Here is a 22,457-nt window from a genome sequence, read left to right as displayed (position 1 = left end):
GAGGAGAGAAATAAACACACAAAAACCGCCCAACAAAGTTGAGCGGCTTTTACTAATTTATACTAAAGCATAAATTATTTACATAGTCCCGGTGCTTCCAATGCCACCAGTTCTTACACCTGTAGCGTCATCATCGTTTGTAATAAGGTATTTAGAGAATATACCTTGAGCAACGCGTTCGCCTTTTTCAAGGGTAACTGGTTCTTTGCCAAAGTTTAGAAGGGCAATCATAATATGACCTTCGTTGTCCTCATTGTTGTAGTAATCACTATCAATGATACCTGTGCTATTCACAAGTGCTAGATGGCGTTTAATAGCCATACTAGAACGAATATGAATGGCAAGGTATTCATCGTATGCCATGAAAGCTTTAATACCTGTCGGAACGAGCACTACTTGGCCTGGTTCTAATGTAACAGCTTCAGCACATTCAATATCATAACCTGCGCTTTCAGTTGTTTTACGTGTTGGTAAGTTGATATCTTGTTCTTCAAAAGCAGAAACTACTTCAAAGCCACGAATATCCATGTAACACCTCTTATTTTAAACAATCTTTACGGGACAAGTTTACACGGCCTTGTTTATCGATCTCGATAACTTTTACCATGATTTCATCCCCTACACTTACTACGTCTTCTACATTTTCAACGCGTTCTTTTGCAAGTTTGGAAATATGTACAAGACCTTCTTTACATGGTAATACCTCTACGAATGCGCCAAAGGCCATTAAACGAGTTACTTTACCAAGATATACTTCACCTACTTCAACCTCTTTAGTAAGGTTAGTGATGATTTCTTGAGCTTTCGCAGCCCCTTCTTGTTCTACAGAAGCGATAAATACTGTACCATCATCTTCAATGTCAATTTTAGCGCCTGTTTCTTCGATGATACTGCGGATTACTTTACCGCCAGAACCGATTACGTCACGGATCTTATCAGGATCAATTTTCATTGTAATAATACGTGGAGCGTATTGAGACATTTCTTGACGTGGTTCAGCAATTGTATCAAGCATGATACCCATGATATGCATGCGGCCTTTGTGAGCTTGTTCTAATGCTTCTTGAAGGATTTCACGGGATAATCCGGAAATCTTGATATCCATTTGAATTGCTGTTACGCCTTTAGCTGTACCAGCAACTTTAAAGTCCATATCTCCAAGAGCATCTTCCATGCCTTGAATGTCAGTTAAAATTGTATAATGTTCCCCTTGAGTTACAAGACCCATAGCAATACCTGCTACAGGAGCTTTAATAGGTACACCAGCATCCATCAAAGACAATGTAGAACCACATACGGAAGCCATGGAGCTAGAACCATTTGATTCCAATACTTCAGATACTAAACGCAACGCATATGGGAAGTCTGCCTCGCTCGGAATCACAGGCACCAACGCGCGTTCAGCCAATGCACCATGACCGATTTCACGACGCCCAGGGCCACGGGAAGAACGAGTCTCCCCTACGGAGAAAGATGGGAAATTATAATGATGAATATAACGTTTTTCAGTTTCAACACCAAGGCCATCAATGGTTTGTTTTTCGGATAAAGGCGCTACTGTTGTGACATTCAACACTTGAGTTTGACCACGTGTAAACAAGCCAGAGCCATGTGTACGTGGTAATACGCCTGTACGGCAAGAGATTGGACGAACTTCATCAAGTTGACGGCCATCTGGACGGATTTTTTCAACAGTAATCATATGACGCACGATTTCTTTTGTCATTGCATCAAATGCTTTATTTACATCAGCCAAGTTATCTGGGTAGATCTCTTCAAAGTGAGCTAATACATCTGCACGTACTTCATTTTCTTGTGCATCACGTTGTTGTTTATCTGCACAACGAACTGCAGCATCAAGTTTATCATGACCATAGGCACGAACTGCATCACTAATTTCAGCAGGAACATCTTTACATTCAAATACGCGTTTTTCCTTACCTACTTTTGCAGTCATATCTTCTTGGAATGCTACGATTTTTTTGATTTCTTCGTGAGCTGCCATGATAACTTCAAGAATGATATCTTCCGGTACTTCTTCAGCGCCACCTTCAACCATGAGGATAGCATCTTTAGTACCAGCTACAACGATATTAAGATCTGTTTCTTCTAATTGTGCTTTCGTTGGATTTACAACAAATTCACCATTGATACGTCCCATACGAACGCCTGCAATAGGACCATTCCAAGGAACATCAGAAATAGACAATGCCGCAGAAGCACCAATCATACCACAAATGGCTGGATCACAATCTTGGTCCACAGACATAACTGTTGCTACTACGTGTACTTCGTTACGTACACCTTTATTAAATAATGGACGAATAGGACGGTCAATCAAGCGGCTATTCAAAATCGCAGACTCAGGTGGACGTGCTTCACGTTTAATGAACCCCCCTGGTAAACGACCAACAGCATACATTTTTTCTTCATAGTCTACTGTAAGTGGGAAGAAGTCGATATCCTTCGCCTCTTTAGAACCTGTAGCAGTAACGAGTACACGAGTATCGCCATAGCCAACCATTACGGCACCGCCAGCTTGTTTTGCAAGTTCCCCAGTCTCAATCGTAAGAGTACGACCAGCTAGGTCCATTTGGAATTGTTCCATTCCTATTCCTCCTAAAAATCTTCTTATATGTATACCTTCTAATTATATATCAATTAAAGCTAAATAGCCAATTCAAAATAAAAAAGCCGTCCTTTAGGACGGCTAATTTTATTATTTACGAAGACCAAGGCGTTCGATAAGGGAACGGTAACGTTCGATATCTTTACGACGAAGGTAGTCAAGCATGTTACGGCGTTGACCAACCAATTTCAACAAACCACGACGGGAATGATGGTCTTTTTTGTGCTCTTTCAAGTGTTCAGTTAAGTATTGAATGCGACTTGTTAAAATCGCAACTTGTACTTCTGGAGAACCAGTGTCACCTTCATGAGTAGCGTATTCTTTAATTACTGCTAATTTAGCTTCTGTAGTTAACATTAATGTTACCTCCTAAAAAATTATAATCCCGATAAGCTTAAGTAACCGTTGGAGAATCGAATACTTCGCTTACGATATGTCTTACGACCTAATTTAGTATACAGTATCTGCCCTATCTTGTAAAGCAAAAATACAGTAATTGAACAAAAGATAGATTAGAACTTCCTTCTATTATTTAGCACCTAGCACCATGCGGTCGCTCAGTGCATTTTCACCAGCTACCTCGAACTTTTGAAGTAAGTCCGCAACAGTTAATTGTTTCTTTTCTTCCCCTTTTACATCGTAGATGATTCGACCAGCGTCCATCATGATGAGGCGATTACCAAATCGCAATGCATCACGCATATTATGGGTAATCATAAGAGTTGTTAGATTATGTTCTGCAACGAGTTTATCAGTTAGTTGCAATACATTTTCTGCAGTTTTAGGGTCAAGTGCCGCCGTATGCTCATCTAGCAATAAGAGTTCTGGACGAAGCATGGTAGCCATTAACAATGTAATAGATTGACGTTGACCACCAGATAGTAGGCCCATACGAGCAGATAAACGATCTTCAAGGCCTAAGCCTAATAATGCAAGCCGTTCCTTGAAAAATGCTTGTTCACTATCTTTGAAAGCCCATTTAAGACCTAAACGTTTACCACGACGCATAGCAAGAATCAAGTTTTCCTCGATTTGCATATTACCAGCAGTCCCAACCATAGGGTCTTGGAACACACGACCAATGTATTTAGCGCGTTTGTATTCTGGCATTTTTGTCACATCAATTTCATTAATTGTAATGGATCCTTCATCTACTGGAAATACACCAGCAATGGAGTTTAGCAAAGTACTTTTACCAGCACCATTACCACCAATGACAGTACAAAAATCACCCTCTTCTAGACGAAGATTAATGCCTTGTAATGCAGTCTTTTCATTAATTGTGCCCTTAAAGAAGGTTTTTACCATATTTTTTACTTCTAACATAGTGTCCTCCTTAACGAGCCAACCATTTTGCTTTCAATGTAGGTAAGGAAAGCGCGATGGCAACAAGAATTGCAGTGAATAATTTCAAATCATTTGGTGGCATACCCATGTAGAGAACTGCAGCAATAACAATACGATATACAATAGAACCAAGTACTACGGCGATGAGACTGCGTACGAAAGATTTCGTACCAAACACTACTTCACCGATGATTACAGATGCCAAACCAATAACGATGGTACCAATACCCATACCTACATCAGCAAAGCCTTGGAATTGACCAATGAGAGCCCCAGACATACCAACAAAACCATTGGAAATCAAAAGACCAAGAACGATCATATTATCAGTATTTACGCCTTGAGCGCGAATCATTTGAGGGTTAACACCTGTAGCACGTAAGGCTGTACCAATTTCGGTACCGAAGAACCAAAATAAGAGCAAACATACAACTACAGCTACTATAATACCTACGATGGCTGCAGACCACATATTCGGCGTATGGAAAAATCCACCAAGAATCGTATAAATTGTATCCATACGAAGCAAAGATACATTAGCTTTGCCCATGATGTGAAGGTTTACAGAGTACAATGCAATCATTGTCAAAATACCAGCCAATAATGCAGGAATTTTTAATTTTGTATGAATCCAACCTGTTACAGCACCGGCTATCATACCACCCACACCGGCAAGTAAAATGGAAAGGATTGGATTCATACCACTTGTAATTAAAATAGCAGAAATGGCTGCCCCCATTGGGAACGTACCTTCCACGGTTAAGTCAGCCACATCTAATACGCGGAAGGTTATGAATACACCGACCGCTAACAAAGACCATAAAAGGCCTGTGGTTATGGTGCCTACCACTAAATCTAACATCAAATTCTCCTCTATTGTTTCATATCTTTACGAAGAGCTTCAGGAATCGTAATACCTAATTTTTTAGCACGTTCTTCGTTAACAGTTAACTTAATCTCTTTTTGTGTCTCAATAGCTAAATCTGCAATTTTTGCTTCTCCTGCAAGAACTTTAGCAGCCATTAAACCTGTTTGATAACCCAATTGATAGTAATCAACAGAATAAGTTGCTACACCACCAGTCATTGTCATACCTTCATCGGCAGCAAATACTGGAATTTTAGCAGCATCTGTAATTTGTGCTAAGTTAGCCATAGCAGATGCCAATACATTATCTGTTGGCGTATAGATAGCTTGTACATCTTGGTTCACAAGATTTGTAGCGGCTTGTTGGATATCATTTACATTGGAAACAGTTGCCTCTACAACAGTAATACCTTTTGTAGCAGCATACGCTTTCATTTTTTCAACTTGCAATTGGGAGTTGATCTCAGAGGATGTATAAATGGCACCAATACGCTTTACATTCGGTACTAATGCTATGATAAGATCAACCTCTTTTTCAACAGGTGTCATATCAGATGTACCAGATACATTACCACCAGGGTGTTCGTTAGATTGAACGAGTTTAGCTGTCACGTAATCTGTAATAGCTGTACCCATGATTGGCATGTCATGAGAAGCATTTGCCATCGTCTGAGCCGCAGGCGTTGCAATAGCTAATACTAAATCTTTTTTATCAGATACGAAACGTTGTGCAATACTATTTAGATTAGATTGATCGGCCTGTGCATTTTGTTGGTCAATTTTAATGTTTTGACCATCCTTAAATCCTTTAGCTGCTAAACCATCTACGAAACCTTTATTAGCAGCATCAAGAGATGGATGTTCTACTAATTGAATAACACCAATTTTCTTTTGGTCATTAGTTGCAGTATTGGAACCACAACCGCCTACCATTGCCATAACAGCAATGGCACTAAGTGCCACTGCAATACTTTTTTTCCAGTTCATGTATAACTCCTTACCAGTTATGTATTAAATCATAGTCGCCTTGTTCATCAAATCCTCTGGTAAGGTGATGCCCAATTTTTCTAATTTATCTTTTCCCACAACTAATTTAAATTCTTTCTGCATTTCGATAGGCATATCTTCAACTTTAGCTTCGCCAGTTAGAATTTTAGCTGCCATCAAACCAGTCTGGTAACCAAGTTTGTAGTAATCTACAGACAAGGACATAACTGCCCCACCTTTTACGTGGTTATCTTCACCGCCAAACACAGGAATTTTTGCTGGATCGGTAATAGCTACAAGATTGCTCATCGCAGAAGCTACCACATTATCTGTTGGCACATAAACTGCATCCACACGTTGAGATACTAGGTTTTGTGCCGCTTGTTGAATATCGTTTACATTGGAAACTGTAACTTCTTCAACTTTAATACCCTTTGTAGCTGCATAAGCTTTCATCTTCTCCACTTGAATTTGAGAGTTTACTTCGCTTGAGCTATAGATAGTACCAATTGTTTTCGCATTTGGCATTACTCGTAAAATTAGATCTACTTGTTGCTCTACTGGATTCATGTCAGACGTACCAGATACATTACCACCAGGTTTTTGATTGGATTTAACAAGTTTAGCTGCCTCGTAATCAGTAATTGCTGTACCTAAGATGGGAATATCATGAGTTGCATTCGCCATGGATTGAGCCGCTGGCGTAGCAATTGCTAAAATCAAGTTTTTCCGATCGGATACAAAACGCTGTGCAATACTATTCAAATTAGATTGATCAGCTTGCGCATTTTGTTGATCAAAAGTAATCTTTTCTGCCAAACCTTTTTCTTTTAGCGCATCAACAAAGCCCTTATTTGCCACATCTAGTGCAGGATGTTCTACCAGCTGTACAACACCAACTTTATATTCACCATTCGATGTAGTTCCATTTGAGCCACAGCCTGTAAACGCCAACAATGCTGCCGCCGTGAGCGCTAGGGCAATACCTTTTTTCAAGTTCATGGGGATTTCCTTCCTATCTGCAATGACTATAATACATCTATTATAAACAAATTTCTTTACTACATCAATGTAGCAGGTTAAAGTATTTTACATTTGTCCATTTATAGAACACATTAAGATACGAAATCCTTTTACTTTTCAAGAGACGCTAACATGTCTTCTGTTAGATCATTAGCTGCCAAAATATAGTCCTTAAGAGTCCCTTTGTCGAGAGCTACCTTCATAACAGGCACTTCAAATGGATCCAATATGACGCACATTAGAATTTCACCCGTTATATAGTAACCAACCACTGCTTCCCCTTCTTCAGGATCTAAGGTTTCACGTTTTACAGTAACACAGTATGATTTCATAACCTGCGCTGCTGCTTCTGCTACCTCTTCACGATTAGCAATATATTCTTCAACCTTCGTTTCAGGGATGTCAAAAATATCTACCTTTACAGTCTTGACCTCTGTAGCCTCTCCTTTCGCAGACTCTATAGCTGCGCCTAATTCTGTTTGCTTCATATACACCTCACAAAGAATGGACTTTTACCATTGGTGAAAGCCCCATTATCTTAGATTGATTCATCAGCTGCATTTAAGAACGCCACATAGCATTGTTTAGCCTCGTAAATATCAGCCTTAGATGTAACCTCCCAAGGAGCATGCATGCTAAGAACGGCTACACCACAGTCGATGACATTCATACCATAAAGAGCCATGATGTACGCAATGGTGCCACCACCACCTAAATCAACCTTACCGAGCTCTGCTGTTTGGTATGTTACATTGTTAGATTCCATGACACGACGGATAAAGCCCATATACTCAGCATTCGCATCATTAGAACCAGCTTTACCACGAGAGCCAGTAAATTTATTAAATACTACACCCATACCAAGGTAAGAAGCATTTTTCTTTTCATACGCCGATGCATAAAGCGGATCATAGCCTGCACTTACATCGGAGGATAACATACGAGATTTCTCCAACGTACGACGTACACTTACAGAATTAGGTTTACCCATAAGTGTTAAAATTTCAGCCACTGCATTTTCAAAGAAGCGTGATTGCATACCTGTAGCACCTACAGAACCAATTTCCTCTTTATCTACAAGTAAGCAACAAGTAGTACGCTTTACATTATCCACTTCAAGCATTGCTACCAAGGATGTGTAGGCACACACGCGATCATCTTGGCCATACGCCATTACCATGGAACGATCAAAGCCCATATCACGTGCTTTACCAGCTGGTACAATTTCTAGTTCTGCAGACAATAAGTCACGTTCAATAAATCCATACTCTTTTTCAAGAAGGCTATTAATAAATTTAGTAACCCCTTCTTTTTCTTCGTCTTTAACTGGACGGCTACCGATGAGTAAATCAAGAGCTTCCCCTTCAATTACTTTAGCTGCATTTTTTTGCATTTGTTCTTGTCCCAAATGAGGCAACAAGTCAGTAATACAGAATACAGGATCGCTTTCCTTATCACCAATATTAATATTGATACGAGTACCATCTGTTTTTACCACAACGCCATGAATAGCAAGAGGCATAGCTACCCAATGATATTTTTTAATACCTCCATAATAATGAGTATCCCAAAATACTAAATTACTATCCTCATATTGTGGATTTTGCTTTACATCGATGCGTGGAGAATCAATATGAGCACCTAAAATATTCATACCCAATTCAATATCATCAGTACCAATATTAAATAAAGCAATAGATTTATCCATATGTGTGTAATAAATCTTATCACCAGCTTTAATTGACGTATTGCTTTTAATAATGTCATTTAGATTTACATAGCCCTTTGCTTCTGCAAATTCTACAGCTTGCACAACGCATTCACGTTCTGTTTTACCATTATCTAAAAATTGACGATATGTATCACTTAAAGCATATACCTTTTCCATAGTGGCATCATCATAATTATGCCATGCATATTTACGTTCCATAATCTATCCTTTCTAAAAGTTCATATCCTAATATATAGTACAGTTCAGAAAACGAACTTGAATTTACATAACTATTTTTGGCGGACTTTTTCTTGTTCCGCCTTACGATACTCTAAATATTTTCGCTCTTTTTCGCGATTGATTTCAGACTTCTGAGTATATAGAGAACGAATTTCATCCGTACAATGGGTCACTACCTTAGTAACATAGAATTTACTACTGCCGGACTTAATCGTATACTTTCCAACTTTAAGTTGCACCGCAAAATCGCCATGTTTAGGACATACTCCAATGGCTAGGTGCTTATCCCCTTGTAATCGTTCAGGTCTTGTCGTTTCTAAACGTGTTTGACAGTACGGACAGAAGGACATACGTACTCTTCTATCATGAACAATACGTTTTTTCTCAGAAAAATTTTCATACATAAAAAAGGTAAGAATAGGAGGATATAGGAAAGGATTACTGCTTTCCTTGCGAATTAGATCATAATGTAAAATTCCTTGTGCAATATCTAAAGTCTGACAAATGTGAGCTGTAAAAACTGCATCATGCAAGGCATTATGAGCAGATAAATGCTCCGTCGATATATTGAGATCCTCCATAGCATGCGCCACAGAATACTGTTGACTTGTTCCATAGCGTTGATAAGAATAAATCATTTGCGCATCTACCCATTGATCATAAGATAATGCTTTCATCTTATGAAGCATAAGATTTTCTCGAAGGATAAGAATATCGTCTGATCCCCAAGAAAGCAGCATATATTCATCACCACACCATTTTTGAAAGTACTGCATAGCCGTCTTGAATGGCACACCATGATTGAGCTCATGGGTGGTTATCCCTGTCAACTCGCGCACATGTTTATGCATCCGTGGCAGATATTGAGGTTTGATGAACATCGTAAAATGATCTATAATGTCCATCTTTTCATTCAGTTTTACCGCTCCGATTTGAATGATTTCCCCTGTCAACGGCATTTTTGTGCGCTTCATAAAGCTAATGTCATTGCTATAGGGTTGGTTCCATTCTAAATCAAATACAATATAGTTCATACGTTTATTTCGATTCTAAAAGCAATGTTTCCGCTGCTTTAATAACCTGTTCTTCAGAAATTACAGATAAACCTTTATAATTTCCTTCTTTAATAATTTTTTTCATGCTTTTACCAATCTCATAAGAATCCATCGTTTCTAAAACGATAGCATGAGCTTGATAAGGTCCATAAAAGAATGGATTTGATGGACCATACAGTGCCACAATTGGCACACCTTGACTGATTCCTACATGCATTGGTCCAGAGTCATTAGTAATTAATAGATTACAACGGCTCATAGCCGCTGCCAAAGGACCTAACTGGAATTTTCCGGTAGCCACAATAGGCTTTGTTTCCATTTGTTCTACTACGGGCTGCACCATTTCAAGGTCCATAGGTCCGCCAAAGAAAACCGTCTTATAACCTAAACGACCAAAGTAATCTGCTACATGAGCAAATCGTTCAGCTGGCCAACGTTTCTCAGGAACGGCGCTACCGATATTAAAACCAATGAGTATATCAGTATCAGTTAATCCATGACCAGAATAAAACTCTTGAGCCTGACGACGCCATTCTTCACAGGTCTCAATATGTAAACCAGAGTTAGAAGTATCTGTTACACCTAATTGCTCTAGTACATTAATGTACATATCCGCAGCATGACGAGTTTTACGATCTAAGCGCGTATACTTTGTCATAAATGGTCTAAAGAGGAAATGACTCATACCAGTTGTAATAGGTGCATGAATCTTCCATGCTAAATATGAAGTACGCTCATTGGGATGTAAATTAATGACAATGTCAGGTTTTCCCTTAGCATTGATTTCACGAGCCACTTCATTGAGACCTAAGATGCTATTATGGCGCCCTTTTTTATCTACAACAATAAGTTCATCAATATTTGGATTATATTCCATTACTTGTTGTAATTTTTCATCTATTACATACGTAATATGACTATGAGGAGCCGCTTTGCGAAGCACTTCTAAAAACGGAGTCGTTAATATAACATCGCCTAAATGCATTAAAAAGGTTACCACAATGCGCTTATAATCTAGTTCCATTATAGTTCCTTTCCAAGTACTTGTTCATACACTGACCATACCGCGTCTACAGGAATTTGTGCCATACAATCTGGATCATCTACTAGTGGTTGCTCAGGTGTAGCCTTAGAAGTAGGTGAAATAATGAGATGTACATGACTACCACCATAAGGACCTGTACGCTTAGGTGATGTTGTACCAAACATGGCAATCAAAGGACGCTTCAAAGCATTTGCAATATGCAATGGTCCCGTATCGGCACTAATAAAAATCTGACAATGACGAATCAACTCAATGAGTTCAGGCATGGTTGTAGATCCAACTAAATTGATGAGATTCTTATGTTTTACATAATTTTCTATGAAAGCACCTTTATCTACATCATCAGGAGCACCGGCAATAACAACCTTCTTACCAGATTCACATAAACGAATACAAAGTTCTCCAAAATTTAGAAGTGGCCACTCCTTAACAATCCATCGTGCCCCAGGTACAACTACAATATATTCATCATCTACACCATGGCATTTCAACTTTTGTTTTATGGATTTCTCAGCCTCAACGTAAGCTGGCATCGGAAATTCAATCTCCTCCACCTCACCACCAAGGGCGCGTACGGTATCCAGATAGCGTTCAATAACATGGTCGTATTTATGCTCACCTACTAATGCTTTATTAACAAGATTACTGCCCTCACGAAGCTCCCAGTAGCCATATTTTTCAGGGGCACCAGATAATAAAGAAACAATAGCACTTTTTGCGATACATTGAAGGTCTAAGGTCATATCAAAATGACGACTATGTAGCTCCTTGCGCAATTGATATAAATACGTAGGCTTCTTTAGTTGTTTTTTGTCAATGATAATCACGTCATCAACCCATGGTGTACCATGTAAGAGGCTAGCGAATTGCTCATGAATAGCCCATGTAATACGCGCATTAGGCCAATTCTTGCGCACAGCGTACAAGGTAGGCAATGCGTGAATTACATCACCTAAGGAACTCATCTTGATGATGAGTATATTCTTGTAATCTTTCATATAGCCTCCCCAATACAACACAACAAACCCAAATATATTCTTCCGAAATAAACTAAATGGAATAAATGATTAAATTATTGTTTTAATGAAATCCAATAGATTAGAGCCTTTAAATAGGTACCCCTTAATGCCAGCAGCCTCAGCTGCATCAACATCACGCTGACTATCACCGATAAGAAAACTATCTGATATATTTACATCATAATCCTTAATGGCTTGCTTAATCATGCCAGGTTTAGGCTTTCTACATTCACATTCTACTGCATAGAGAGGAACAATACCTTCTTTATGATGTGGACAGTAATAGAAATGTAAAATCGGTGCTCCACTGCGATCTAGTTCATGAGCCATATAGTCATGTAAAATCTGAACATCAGATTCTTTATAATAACCACGAGCTACACCACTCTGATTTGTCACTACAATGAGATCATAGCCCTTACTATGAGCATAAGCAAGGGCCTCTTTTGCACCATCTACCCACTCTAAATCGCTGATTTTATATAGATAACTAACATCCTTGTTAATAACACCATCGCGATCTAAAAATAATACCTTGCGCATTAGCGTAAATACCCTTCGTTATTATCTAATAGTTCACAATATTCTTTAACGGCATCTTCCATTTTATGGAACCCTTTGTCATAGCCAGCAGCTAACAATTTAGTAGTATCAGCCTCTGTAAAGCTTTGGTATTTACCCTTTAACACCTCTGGGAATGGCACATATTCAATTTTGCCTTGACCATTGTAGTCGATAACAGCTTGCATGAATTGATTAAAGCTATGAGCATTACCTGTACCACAGTTGAAAGTACCAGAGATTTCAGGATGCTCCCAGAAATAGAAGTTTACATTAACTACGTCTTTTACATAGATAAAGTCACGTGTTTGACCACCATCTTCGTAGCCATCTGTACCTTCAAAGAGATTAATAATACCTGTTTCTTTATTTTTGTAGAACATTTGACGTACTAAAGAAGCCATTTTATCTTTATGGGCTTCATTAGGACCATATACATTAAAGTAACGTAGCCCAACAACTTGCGCAGTATATTCACCTTCATATTTGCGTACATAACGGTCGAATAACAATTTAGAATACGCATATGGGTTAAGCGCTTCTTCAGCTTCCGGTTTTTCTACGAAACCATTTGTACCATTACCATAGGTAGATGCAGAGGAGGCATAGATGAATGGAATGCGACGGTCTTGGCAATAATGGAATAGATTTTTAGAACCTTCATAGTTGTTCTTCATCATGTATTTGCCATTATATTCCATTGTGTCTGCACAAGCACCTTCATGAAATACGACTTCAATAGGGCCAACGTCGAATGTACCATCAGCAATAGCACAATCAAAATCATCACAATCGATGTAATCTAGAAATTCTAGATTTTGAATATTGCGAATCTTACGACCATCTGTAAGATCATCTACGATGAGAATATCTGTACGACCACAATCATTCAGTGCTTTCACAATATTACTGCCAATAAAACCAGCACCACCTGTTACGATAATCATAATTTGCCCTCCTTAGCCATAGTAGCTATTTTCCCTACAATATCTGATGTAGAGTAACCTTCTTTAAATGAAAGAACCTCTACATTGTCAACGGACTCGCGTCCAATAATATCTTCTATTTTGTAATCTCCACCCTTAACAAGAGTATTGGGACGTAAGTACGCTAGTAATTCAGCCGGTGTATCCTCTTCAAATAGTACTACACCATCAATACATTGCAACGCACTCAACAAGGCCGCTCTATCCGCTTCACTTACGATGGGCCGTGTTTCTCCTTTTAAACGTCGAACAGATACATCAGAATTTAATCCAATGATTAAATGATCACCTAGCTGCGCAGCTTCTTGTAAATACGTGATATGTCCACGGTGAAGAATGTCAAAACAACCATTTGTAAACACTACAGTTTCACCTTTGCTTTGCCATTGTGAAACGAGTTCTTTCATCTCTTCCTTCGTATATAATGGCTTAGATTGAATACTATGTTTATAGGAATGCCATAAGTCTAATAACTCAGAACGATGTATTGGATACGTACCAACCTTAGATACTACGATACCTGCTGCACCATTGGCGATATGTAAGGCTAAACGCATCGATAAACCACTTGCAAGACAGGTCATCATCATGGATACAACGGTATCTCCTGCACCACTCACATCAAACACCTCTTGTTGAGTAGCAGGATTATGCCATGTGCGGCCATCCTTTGCAATAACCGTAATACCCTTAGCAGATCGAGTGGCCACAATATAGTCTAAATCTACATCAGCAAGTACAGACTTAGCAGCCTCTACAATAGTAGCATCATCATTTTCTAATGTACGGCCTACACATTCACCAAGTTCTTTCACATTCGGTGTAATACATGTAGCACCATTGTATTTAGACCAGTCTGCCCCCTTAGGATCTACGATAGTTTGCACACCATATTCCTTAGCCAAACCAAAGATTGTCTTCAATAAGGTAGGTGTACAAACGCCTTTACCATAGTCAGATACGACAATACCATCAATCCCCGCTTTACATAGATTTTCCAACCAAACAGACAATTGTTGCTCTTCTTGATTGGTTAAATTTGTAATTGTTTCAAAATCAAGGCGCATCATCTGTTGACGATCACCCAATATGCGCATCTTAGTAATAGTAGAGCGGTCATCACTAGTGATTAAACCAGTCGTATCGATTTTATCAGTATCAAGTAAATTTTTTAATAAATGGCCATGGTCGTCATTACCTGCTAGTGCACCAAGATATACTTTACAGTCTAAATTAGACAGATTAGATGCAACATTACCAGCTCCACCAAGGACCTCTTTCATCTTGGACACGCGGTTTACAGGAACCGGTGCTTCTGGAGAAATACGACTTACATCACCAAAAACATAACGGTCTACCATTACATCGCCTACAACGGCAATCTTCAAGTTTGGCAGTTGCTTTGTTAAAAACTGACTAATGGTAGTATTTATCATAATCCACCTATTCCTTATCAAAATTACATATGTTCCTAATTTAAATAAATTTTTAATTGAAACAATGTGTATCTATGAGTAAAAACCTATCGGTTAATAGTCTTCTTCAATAATTTCGCACATAATGTGGCCAGCTAGGATATGCATTTCTTGAATGCGCGCTGTCACATTACTGGGAATAGCCAGCGTAATATCACATAGTTCGGCCAATTTGCCACCGCCTTCCCCAGTGAAAGCAATGGTATGCATACCGATAGAACGGGCCATTTCTGCAGCTTTTACAACATTCTTGGAGTTACCAGATGTAGAAATACCGATGAGAACATCACCTGTACGGCCTAAGCCCTCTACTTGACGTGCAAAAACAGATTCAAAATCATAGTCATTCGCAATAGCTGTTAATGCAGATGTATCAGTAGTTAATGCAATGCCTGCAAGAGAGCGCCGTTCCTTTTTAAAGCGACAAATCAATTCAGCTGCTAAATGTTGAGAGTCCGCCGCAGAGCCACCATTACCACAGAACAAAATTTTATTACCATTTTCTAAAGCCGCTTTACAGCGATATCCGATTTCTTGAATGGTATCCATATGTTCCATCGTTTTACCAAACACTTCAAGATGCTCTGTAAAACGATCAGCAATGATTGGATTTAAATCAGTCATTATAAAATCTCCTTTAATAGTCTATCTGCATTTTTCCAGAATAACTTTTCACATTGTTCCACAGATAAACCTGCCTCTTTAAAAGCATCATAAAGACGACTCATTTGAGACATATCTGCAATCTCTGTGTCGGGTGGAATCCCATCGAAATCAGTTCCTAATGCCACTACATCTTCACCGCCCTTGTCGATGAGATATAGACCATGTTTAACAATATCTTCAATGCGACTAATTGGCGATGTGCCGAGAAAATTCTGTGCAAAATTAAGTCCTATAATACCTCCCTTATTAGCGATAAGTCTAATAAGATTATCTGGCAAATTTCGCATATGAGCCCGAACTTCCCGTGCATTTGAATGAGATGCTATAAAAGGAACCTCTAGAATATCCCCTAATTGCTCTGTACCAGCATCGTTAAGATGAGAGCAATCAACAATTATCCCTAACTCTTGCATAGCTTCTACAAATTCAACACCTTTAGATGTTAATTTTTTATGTTGCTCACCACAATGTGGCTCGCCAAGTCCATTTGGATAGTTCCATGTTAGCGTTATAAGTCTGACTCCATCTTGGTAAGCTTGTTTAAGTTTATTTAAATCGCCACCTAGTACGCCACCTTCCTCAATAGACATAAGTGCCCCAATCTTACCAGTCTTGTATACAGACTCTACATCTTGATAAGAGAGCACATGTTGTATGTGCTCTCCATAGTGATGAATTTGTGATACACACAAATTACGCATCTCTTCATAGCGGCCATAAGGGTCATTCGTCTCACCCATATTAATAAAGAGTGCAAAGTCTTGTATCTTGCTATGAGCCTTTTGTAATTTTTCTATATCTATTTTCCAAGTATTACAATATAAATCACCACTATGAGGATGATCTAGCAATTGCATCATCGTATCACAATGTAAATCTATCATAAAGCCTCACACATCGCTAATTTCAAAACTATGTATAACCAATCAGTAATACAGAATCAATTATTCTTCTACGACAGGTTTGCGTTTTGGCTTTTTAGCGTCTAACTTCTTCAGAGCTTTTAACTCTTCCATAAAGCTATCAATATTATCAAACTTACGATATACACTGGCAAAACGAACATATGCAACTTGATCTATATCTTTCAATTGTTGTAACACGAGCTCACCAATGCGATCAGTTGTAACCTCTTGGTTAATTTCATTTCGAATGTCACGCTCTACATCATTAACTACTTGCTCCATCACGGACATAGGAACTGTACGCTTATCACACGAGCGCAATAACCCATTCAGGAGCTTACCGCGGTCAAATAATTCACGTCGTCCATTTTTCTTCAATACCATTAGTGGTACTTCTTCTATAATTTCATAGGTAGTAAAGCGACGGCCACAATTGATACATTCACGGCGACGGCGAATACTATTACCTTCATCAGTCGTTCTAGAGTCTGTTACCTTCGTGTCTGTGTGTTGGCAATAAGGACATCTCATCTGTTACTACTCCTTTTCTACTAATCATTCTAAAATAACGCATAATACGCCCATTTTCTCTATATTATATAGTACCATGAAACCCTTGAAAATACAAAGAATCCCTAGGATTTCCTAGGGATTCTTCCATTATTCTTCAATTTTTCATCTTATGAAATACTTGAGAAATAATATTTTTAATTTTAAATGATTGTTAGCTTATCGTTTTAAAGCATCTTCAATACGAAGCAAGCAGTCACCAGATTCGATACGGCTACCTTCACGTACAAGGATTTCTTCTACGATACCGTCGATAGGAGCTGTAATTGTTGTTTCCATTTTCATTGCTTCTGTAACGATCAATGGTTCACCTTTAGTTACAGATTGACCATTCTTAATAAGGATCTTAACAACGGAACCAGACAATGTAGCACCAATTTCACCAGGGTTAGATTCATCCGCTTTGCGACGAACAACACCAGTTGTCTTAGCATGTTTATCATGAACCTTAATGCTACGAGGTTGACCATTAAACTCGAACAATACGATGCGATTACCATCTTCATCAGGTTCAGAGAAACCATTCATCTTGATAATCAGTGTTTTACCTTTTTCAATGGTTACTTGAATTTCTTCGCCCCGTTTCATACCAAAGAAGAATGTTGGAGTATCTAATACAGATACATCCCCAAAGTCTTTTACAAATTTATTGTAATCTTGGTAAACCTTAGGATACAAGCAATATGCACTAATATCTTCATCAGTTGTTTGGGCTCCCATTTCGCTTAATTCATGACGAATATGTTCAAAATCTGTTGGAGGTAATACAGCACCATGGCGAACTGTGATTGGGCGAGCACCTTTCAAGATGATTTTTTGTAATTTTTCAGGGAAGCCTTGATATGGAGTACCAAGACGTCCTTCAAAGAATTCAACTACGGATTGAGGGAAATCCAATACATCGCCTTTTTCGTAGATATCTTTTTCAGTTAAGTTGTTTTGTACCATGTACAATGTCATATCCCCTACCACTTTAGAGGATGGTGTAACTTTAATGATATCACCAAACATCATGTTTACTTGGTGGTACATTTTCTTAATATCTGTCCAACGATCACCAAGCCCTACCATTTTAGCTTGTTGTTGCAAGTTAGAGTATTGTCCACCTGGCATTTCATGTTGATATACTTCAGTATTAGGATATGCTTCTGCTTTATCTACACCTTTGTAATATGGTCTGATACTACCAAAATAATGAGACATTTCTTCCATATAGTCGATGTTCATTTCTGGTTGACGTTCATGACCAGACAATGCATAGTACATGGAATTCATGCTAGGTTGAGAAGTACCATTAGCAAAAGCAGAGTACGCTAAGTCGATTACATCAACACCAGCATCTACAGCGCGGCCATATGTATAGATAGAGTTGCCAGAGCCTTCATGAGTATGCAAGTGAATTGGAACAGAGACAGCATCTTTCAAGGCAGATACCAAGTTATAAGAAGCTTGTGGTTTTAAAAGGCCGGCCATATCTTTAATGGCAATAATATTGGCACCAGCTTTTTCAAGCTCTTTTGCCATATTTACATAATAGTCCAAGTTGTATTTTGTACGAGCACCATCAAGGATATCGCCAGTATAGCACAATGCAACTTCAGCTATTTTATTTTGTGCACGCACTTCATCGATAGCAACATGCATATTATCAAGACTATTCAAGCTATCAAATACGCGGAATACATCAATACCATTAGCAGCAGCCCGTTGAATGAATTGACGAACTACGTTGTCTGGATACGATGTGTAACCTACGGCATTTGCACCACGAAGAAGCATTTGAAGCAATGTATTTGGCACTTCACGACGGAACATGCGCAAACGCTCCCACGGATCTTCATGTAAGAATCGGTATGATACGTCAAAAGTAGCACCCCCCCAACATTCTAAGGAGAATAAGTTAGGTACACCTTTTGCAGCATGACCAGCTACGCGAGCCATATCGATTGTACGAAGACGTGTAGCAAACAAGGATTGATGGGCATCACGCCAAGTGGTATCAGTGAAGAATACTTGTTTTTGTTCCGATAACCATTTACTGAATTTATCTGGTCCAAGTTCATCAAATTTTTGTTTTGTACCAGATGCTGGACTTACATCCAAAGTAGATGGCATTTGAATCGGTTCAAAGTCAGGAACCTCTTGAGCCCCTGCACCAGAATAGCCATTAATTGTAACATCAGCAATGTAACGTAATAATTTAGTACCACGGTCACGATCTGGTTTCAATTCGAATAATTCAGGATGTTCTTCAATGAAGTTTACATTGTAAGAACCACTTTGGAATTCAGGATGTTCCAATACATTAATCAAGAAGTGAATATTTGTTTTTACACCGCGAATACGGAACTCTTTTAAGCAACGAAGCATTTTACGAATAGTTTCTTCGTTGTTAGGACCAAATGCTGTCGCTTTCACAAGCAAGGAGTCATAGTAAGGTGTTACAACGGCACCTGTAAAAGCATTACCAGAATCAAGACGGATACCAAAACCACCAGAGCTACGGTACGCTAAGATTTTACCGGTATCAGGCATAAAGTTGTTTTTAGGATCTTCTGTGGTAATACGACATTGGATAGCAGTGCCTTTACAAGGAATTTTATCCTGCTCAGGAATACCTACTTCAGGGCTATGTAAACTAAAGCCTTCAGCGATTCTAATTTGAGCATGAACAATGTCAATATCTGTAATCATTTCTGTTACAGTATGCTCTACTTGAATACGTGGATTAACTTCGATAAAGTAGAAGCTACCATCAGCAGTTACCAAAAATTCTACAGTACCTGCATTCACGTAGCCAACATTTTTCATGATTTTAACGGCAGCATCACATACAGCTTTACGAGTTTCTAATGATAACGCAAAGGCTGGCGCCATTTCAACTACTTTTTGGTGACGACGTTGAACAGAGCAATCACGTTCATGCAAATGAACTACATTGCCATGTTCATCACCTAAGATTTGAACTTCAATATGTTTAGGCTCTACGATAAGTTTTTCTACATATACATCATCATCGCCAAACGCAGCTTTCGCTTCAGATTTAGCACGATCATATGCATCTCGAAGATCTTCTTTATGATGAACTTCACGCATACCACGACCGCCGCCGCCATTAACGGCTTTAATCATCAATGGAAAACCATGTGTATCAGCAAATTCTTCTAGTTGAGCATAATCTTTTAAAGCCCCATCAGAACCTGGGATCATCGGAATTTTTGCTAATTTAGCTTGCTCACGAGCATTTACTTTATCACCAAACATATTCAAATGCTTGATTTTAGGCCCAATAAAGATAATTCCTTCTTCTTCACAACGACGAGCAAAGCCTTCATTTTCAGATAAGAAGCCATAACCTGGATGGATAGCATCGATGTCATGTTCTTTTGCAATACGGATGATATCTTCAATATCAAGATATGCGTCAACTGGTTTTTTACCTTCCCCTACGAGATAGGCTTCATCGGCTTGGTTACGGTGCAAGGATAATGTATCCTCTTTAGAGTAAATGGCTACAGTTTTAATTCCCATTTCATTACATGCACGGAACACGCGGATCGCAATTTCTCCACGGTTGGCAACCAATACGGATTTAATTTTTCTCATGTATTGCCTCCTACTAGCTTCCACAAATGTGAACTATCAGCTTTCATTTTTATTAATATATGAATATTTCCTATACTTATAGATAAATCAATATTGAGGAAATCCTCATCAAAATTTATGATGAGGTTTTATATTCATAATAATATATACTTATTATACAATATTTTCATTATATTTAAAGGATTATACCAATTATGAAAGTATAAAATATATTTTTTACTGTTCATTACAAAAAATCATATGTCTTTCAATAATGCACATCGAATAAATTCCATTTTATATTACTTACCACCTAGAAAATGATTCATTAATCGATTTAATTGCTCTTGATCAGCTGCCCCCATCAATTCTCTAGCTGAATGCATTGCTAAAAGAGGCAAGCCTACATCAATAGTACGCATTGGTAACATAGCTGATGAAATGGAACCTACTGTAGATCCACCTGGAATATCCGAACGATTTACATAAATCTGATACTGTGCATCCGCTTCTTCACAAAGGCCTTTAACGATAGCAATGGCCTTAGCATCCCCAGCGTAAGATTGGCTACATGCAATCTTAAGGGATAGCCCTTTATTAAGTACAGGAATATTCGTAATGTCATTTTTCTCTGGATAGTTTGGGTGTAATCCGTGTGCTACATCGGAGGAAATCATAAAGCCTTTAGAGATAAAGCTGTCCATCTCTTGATTAGAATATCCTAATGCGTCATACACGCGTTTAACGAGATTTGGTAATATCATGCCAGCCCCACCTTGTTTCGTACGACTGCCCACCTCTTCGTTATCAAAGAGTATAGCACAGCGAACACCATTAACATTCATTTTTTTGGCTTGAATAATACCAGATAATACACTAAAGCAAGATGTTAAATTATCTAAACGAGGTGAGCTAATGAAATCACCTTCCGTACCGAGTACACAGCCTTGTTCCGTAGGATATAAAGTCATTTCATAAGATAATATTTCGGAAGGATCGCAATCTACTTCATCAGCTAAAAACTTTGTCCACTCATCGTATTGAGTATCTGATTCTGAAAATAAACTTGGATTATTTCTATTATTTAAAGGTTTTGTAGGATTATCTTCATTATTACGTTCCATCATCAATATAGGAAGCATTTCTTTTTGACGATTTAGTTTAACCCCATCATTAACAGAGCGATTCATATGAATAGCTAGGTTTGGAACAATAGCGATAGGCCGTTTTGTATCGACTAGAACAGAATCTACGTCAAAGGCATTTTTTCCTTTTAACACAACCGTACCTGCTGCACCTAATGGACGATCAAGCCATGTATTTTCTATAAGACCGCCATACATTTCTACATTTAACTTTGTGTATCCTTTCATAGAGGTTATAGGGTTTGGTTTAACACGAATAGCAGGAAAATCTGTATGAGCCGACGCAATACGTAATGTATGTTCTGGTTTCTTCCCTATATGAAAGGCAAATAAGGTGGTGCCGAACACGTTAACTACATAAGAACCAGAGTCTAACTGCCACTCATCTTCTAAACTGAGCTCTGTAAATCCTGAGTCCAATAGCATTTGTAAACTTGTATCTACTGTGTGATACGGAGATGTACAAGCGCCAATATACTTTAATAATTGTTCATTATCAAACTTCATAGGTCCCTCCTATGCACAAATCATATAAAATTTGTACAATTAGCTTGAATAATTTATTATGTATATTATTTTACAATATTTACATTAATTATCTATTAACTACTCATATTTTATCACAAAAAGCCGCCCCTATC

20 protein-coding genes are annotated in these 22,457 nt (G+C 38.4%); all 20 read right to left on the bottom strand.

Features of this window, described 5'->3' with window-relative positions:
* Positions 1-78: 78 nt before the first annotated feature.
* Entirely contained in the window at positions 79-528 is a 450-nt protein-coding gene (gene dut / locus KH286_RS00835) for a dUTP diphosphatase (RefSeq protein WP_021148054.1), read from the bottom strand.
* 10 nt (positions 529-538) lie between these two features.
* Complete coding sequence (locus tag KH286_RS00830) at positions 539-2,608, bottom strand: polyribonucleotide nucleotidyltransferase (RefSeq protein ID WP_278617521.1); 2,070 nt, start codon at positions 2,606-2,608, stop codon at positions 539-541.
* Between the two features lie 111 nt (positions 2,609-2,719).
* The gene (rpsO, locus tag KH286_RS00825; protein WP_004692991.1) at positions 2,720-2,986 is read right to left on the bottom strand and encodes a 30S ribosomal protein S15; all 267 of its coding nucleotides are present in this window, start codon (positions 2,984-2,986) and stop codon (positions 2,720-2,722) included.
* A gap of 171 nt (positions 2,987-3,157) precedes the next feature.
* Positions 3,158-3,955, bottom strand: a complete 798-nt coding sequence (locus KH286_RS00820) for an ABC transporter ATP-binding protein (RefSeq protein WP_119562894.1) — start codon at positions 3,953-3,955, stop codon at positions 3,158-3,160.
* Positions 3,956-3,965: 10 nt separating this feature from the next.
* Complete coding sequence (locus tag KH286_RS00815; RefSeq protein ID WP_004697183.1) at positions 3,966-4,838, bottom strand: ABC transporter permease; 873 nt, start codon at positions 4,836-4,838, stop codon at positions 3,966-3,968.
* A gap of 11 nt (positions 4,839-4,849) precedes the next feature.
* A complete protein-coding gene (locus KH286_RS00810; protein WP_012864241.1) occupies positions 4,850-5,830 on the bottom strand; it encodes an ABC transporter substrate-binding protein in 981 nt (326 codons plus the stop codon).
* Between the two features lie 24 nt (positions 5,831-5,854).
* Positions 5,855-6,832 (bottom strand): ABC transporter substrate-binding protein, encoded by a 978-nt coding sequence (locus tag KH286_RS00805; protein WP_278617520.1) that lies wholly within the window; start codon positions 6,830-6,832, stop codon positions 5,855-5,857.
* Between the two features lie 131 nt (positions 6,833-6,963).
* Positions 6,964-7,341 (bottom strand): hypothetical protein, encoded by a 378-nt coding sequence (locus KH286_RS00800; protein WP_024061486.1) that lies wholly within the window; start codon positions 7,339-7,341, stop codon positions 6,964-6,966.
* Between the two features lie 50 nt (positions 7,342-7,391).
* On the bottom strand, positions 7,392-8,783 hold the full coding sequence (locus tag KH286_RS00795; RefSeq protein WP_004697029.1) for an aminopeptidase: 1,392 nt from the start codon (positions 8,781-8,783) through the stop codon (positions 7,392-7,394).
* A 71-nt stretch (positions 8,784-8,854) separates the two neighbouring features.
* On the bottom strand, positions 8,855-9,838 hold the full coding sequence (locus KH286_RS00790) for a 3'-5' exonuclease (protein ID WP_316138617.1): 984 nt from the start codon (positions 9,836-9,838) through the stop codon (positions 8,855-8,857).
* Positions 9,839-9,842: 4 nt separating this feature from the next.
* Positions 9,843-10,883 carry a glycosyltransferase family 9 protein gene (locus KH286_RS00785; RefSeq protein WP_077708350.1) on the bottom strand — a complete coding sequence of 347 codons (1,041 nt, stop codon included), beginning with the start codon at positions 10,881-10,883 and terminating at the stop codon, positions 9,843-9,845.
* Entirely contained in the window at positions 10,883-11,902 is a 1,020-nt protein-coding gene (locus tag KH286_RS00780; protein ID WP_278617518.1) for a glycosyltransferase family 9 protein, read from the bottom strand. The genes KH286_RS00785 and KH286_RS00780 overlap by 1 nt, the downstream gene beginning before the upstream one ends.
* A gap of 69 nt (positions 11,903-11,971) precedes the next feature.
* Positions 11,972-12,466, bottom strand: coding sequence for a D-glycero-alpha-D-manno-heptose-1,7-bisphosphate 7-phosphatase (locus tag KH286_RS00775; RefSeq protein WP_004692981.1), 495 nt, complete (start codon positions 12,464-12,466; stop codon positions 11,972-11,974).
* Positions 12,466-13,431: an ADP-glyceromanno-heptose 6-epimerase gene (gene rfaD, locus KH286_RS00770; RefSeq protein ID WP_077708349.1), complete on the bottom strand. Its 966-nt coding sequence runs from the start codon at positions 13,429-13,431 to the stop codon at positions 12,466-12,468. Before rfaD ends, KH286_RS00775 begins: the two co-directional genes overlap by 1 nt.
* A complete protein-coding gene (gene rfaE1, locus KH286_RS00765; protein WP_278617517.1) occupies positions 13,428-14,906 on the bottom strand; it encodes a D-glycero-beta-D-manno-heptose-7-phosphate kinase in 1,479 nt (492 codons plus the stop codon). The genes rfaD and rfaE1 overlap by 4 nt, the downstream gene beginning before the upstream one ends.
* A gap of 93 nt (positions 14,907-14,999) precedes the next feature.
* Complete coding sequence (gene gmhA, locus KH286_RS00760) at positions 15,000-15,569, bottom strand: D-sedoheptulose 7-phosphate isomerase (RefSeq protein WP_008600733.1); 570 nt, start codon at positions 15,567-15,569, stop codon at positions 15,000-15,002.
* Positions 15,569-16,495, bottom strand: a complete 927-nt coding sequence (locus KH286_RS00755) for a dipeptidase (protein WP_077708347.1) — start codon at positions 16,493-16,495, stop codon at positions 15,569-15,571. Before KH286_RS00755 ends, gmhA begins: the two co-directional genes overlap by 1 nt.
* A gap of 60 nt (positions 16,496-16,555) precedes the next feature.
* The gene (nrdR, locus tag KH286_RS00750) at positions 16,556-17,047 is read right to left on the bottom strand and encodes a transcriptional regulator NrdR (protein WP_004692976.1); all 492 of its coding nucleotides are present in this window, start codon (positions 17,045-17,047) and stop codon (positions 16,556-16,558) included.
* 198 nt (positions 17,048-17,245) lie between these two features.
* Positions 17,246-20,692: a pyruvate carboxylase gene (locus KH286_RS00745; protein WP_278617516.1), complete on the bottom strand. Its 3,447-nt coding sequence runs from the start codon at positions 20,690-20,692 to the stop codon at positions 17,246-17,248.
* Positions 20,693-20,973: 281 nt separating this feature from the next.
* Entirely contained in the window at positions 20,974-22,323 is a 1,350-nt protein-coding gene (locus KH286_RS00740) for a M18 family aminopeptidase (RefSeq protein ID WP_008600727.1), read from the bottom strand.
* Between the last annotated feature and the right edge of the window lie 134 nt (positions 22,324-22,457).

The sequence above is a fragment of the Veillonella parvula genome (genome assembly GCF_018378075.1).
Classification (GTDB): Bacteria; Bacillota; Negativicutes; order Veillonellales; family Veillonellaceae; genus Veillonella; species Veillonella parvula_K.
Note: the sequence above shows the minus strand (reverse complement) of the source record. Positions and strands in the feature narration are given on the sequence as shown.

What these genes read in the sequence shown, in the direction of transcription:
- dut (WP_021148054.1), bottom strand. Translation starts at nt 528, where the DNA reads ATGGATATTCGTGGCTTTGAAGTAGTTTCTGCTTTTGAAGAACAAGAT.
- KH286_RS00830 (WP_278617521.1), bottom strand. Translation starts at nt 2,608, where the DNA reads ATGGAACAATTCCAAATGGACCTAGCTGGTCGTACTCTTACGATTGAG.
- rpsO (WP_004692991.1), bottom strand. Translation starts at nt 2,986, where the DNA reads ATGTTAACTACAGAAGCTAAATTAGCAGTAATTAAAGAATACGCTACT.
- KH286_RS00820 (WP_119562894.1), bottom strand. Translation starts at nt 3,955, where the DNA reads ATGTTAGAAGTAAAAAATATGGTAAAAACCTTCTTTAAGGGCACAATT.
- KH286_RS00815 (WP_004697183.1), bottom strand. Translation starts at nt 4,838, where the DNA reads ATGTTAGATTTAGTGGTAGGCACCATAACCACAGGCCTTTTATGGTCT.
- KH286_RS00810 (WP_012864241.1), bottom strand. Translation starts at nt 5,830, where the DNA reads ATGAACTGGAAAAAAAGTATTGCAGTGGCACTTAGTGCCATTGCTGTT.
- KH286_RS00805 (WP_278617520.1), bottom strand. Translation starts at nt 6,832, where the DNA reads ATGAACTTGAAAAAAGGTATTGCCCTAGCGCTCACGGCGGCAGCATTG.
- KH286_RS00800 (WP_024061486.1), bottom strand. Translation starts at nt 7,341, where the DNA reads ATGAAGCAAACAGAATTAGGCGCAGCTATAGAGTCTGCGAAAGGAGAG.
- KH286_RS00795 (WP_004697029.1), bottom strand. Translation starts at nt 8,783, where the DNA reads ATGGAACGTAAATATGCATGGCATAATTATGATGATGCCACTATGGAA.
- KH286_RS00790 (WP_316138617.1), bottom strand. Translation starts at nt 9,838, where the DNA reads ATGAACTATATTGTATTTGATTTAGAATGGAACCAACCCTATAGCAAT.
- KH286_RS00785 (WP_077708350.1), bottom strand. Translation starts at nt 10,883, where the DNA reads ATGGAACTAGATTATAAGCGCATTGTGGTAACCTTTTTAATGCATTTA.
- KH286_RS00780 (WP_278617518.1), bottom strand. Translation starts at nt 11,902, where the DNA reads ATGAAAGATTACAAGAATATACTCATCATCAAGATGAGTTCCTTAGGT.
- KH286_RS00775 (WP_004692981.1), bottom strand. Translation starts at nt 12,466, where the DNA reads ATGCGCAAGGTATTATTTTTAGATCGCGATGGTGTTATTAACAAGGAT.
- rfaD (WP_077708349.1), bottom strand. Translation starts at nt 13,431, where the DNA reads ATGATTATCGTAACAGGTGGTGCTGGTTTTATTGGCAGTAATATTGTG.
- rfaE1 (WP_278617517.1), bottom strand. Translation starts at nt 14,906, where the DNA reads ATGATAAATACTACCATTAGTCAGTTTTTAACAAAGCAACTGCCAAAC.
- gmhA (WP_008600733.1), bottom strand. Translation starts at nt 15,569, where the DNA reads ATGACTGATTTAAATCCAATCATTGCTGATCGTTTTACAGAGCATCTT.
- KH286_RS00755 (WP_077708347.1), bottom strand. Translation starts at nt 16,495, where the DNA reads ATGATAGATTTACATTGTGATACGATGATGCAATTGCTAGATCATCCT.
- nrdR (WP_004692976.1), bottom strand. Translation starts at nt 17,047, where the DNA reads ATGAGATGTCCTTATTGCCAACACACAGACACGAAGGTAACAGACTCT.
- KH286_RS00745 (WP_278617516.1), bottom strand. Translation starts at nt 20,692, where the DNA reads ATGAGAAAAATTAAATCCGTATTGGTTGCCAACCGTGGAGAAATTGCG.
- KH286_RS00740 (WP_008600727.1), bottom strand. Translation starts at nt 22,323, where the DNA reads ATGAAGTTTGATAATGAACAATTATTAAAGTATATTGGCGCTTGTACA.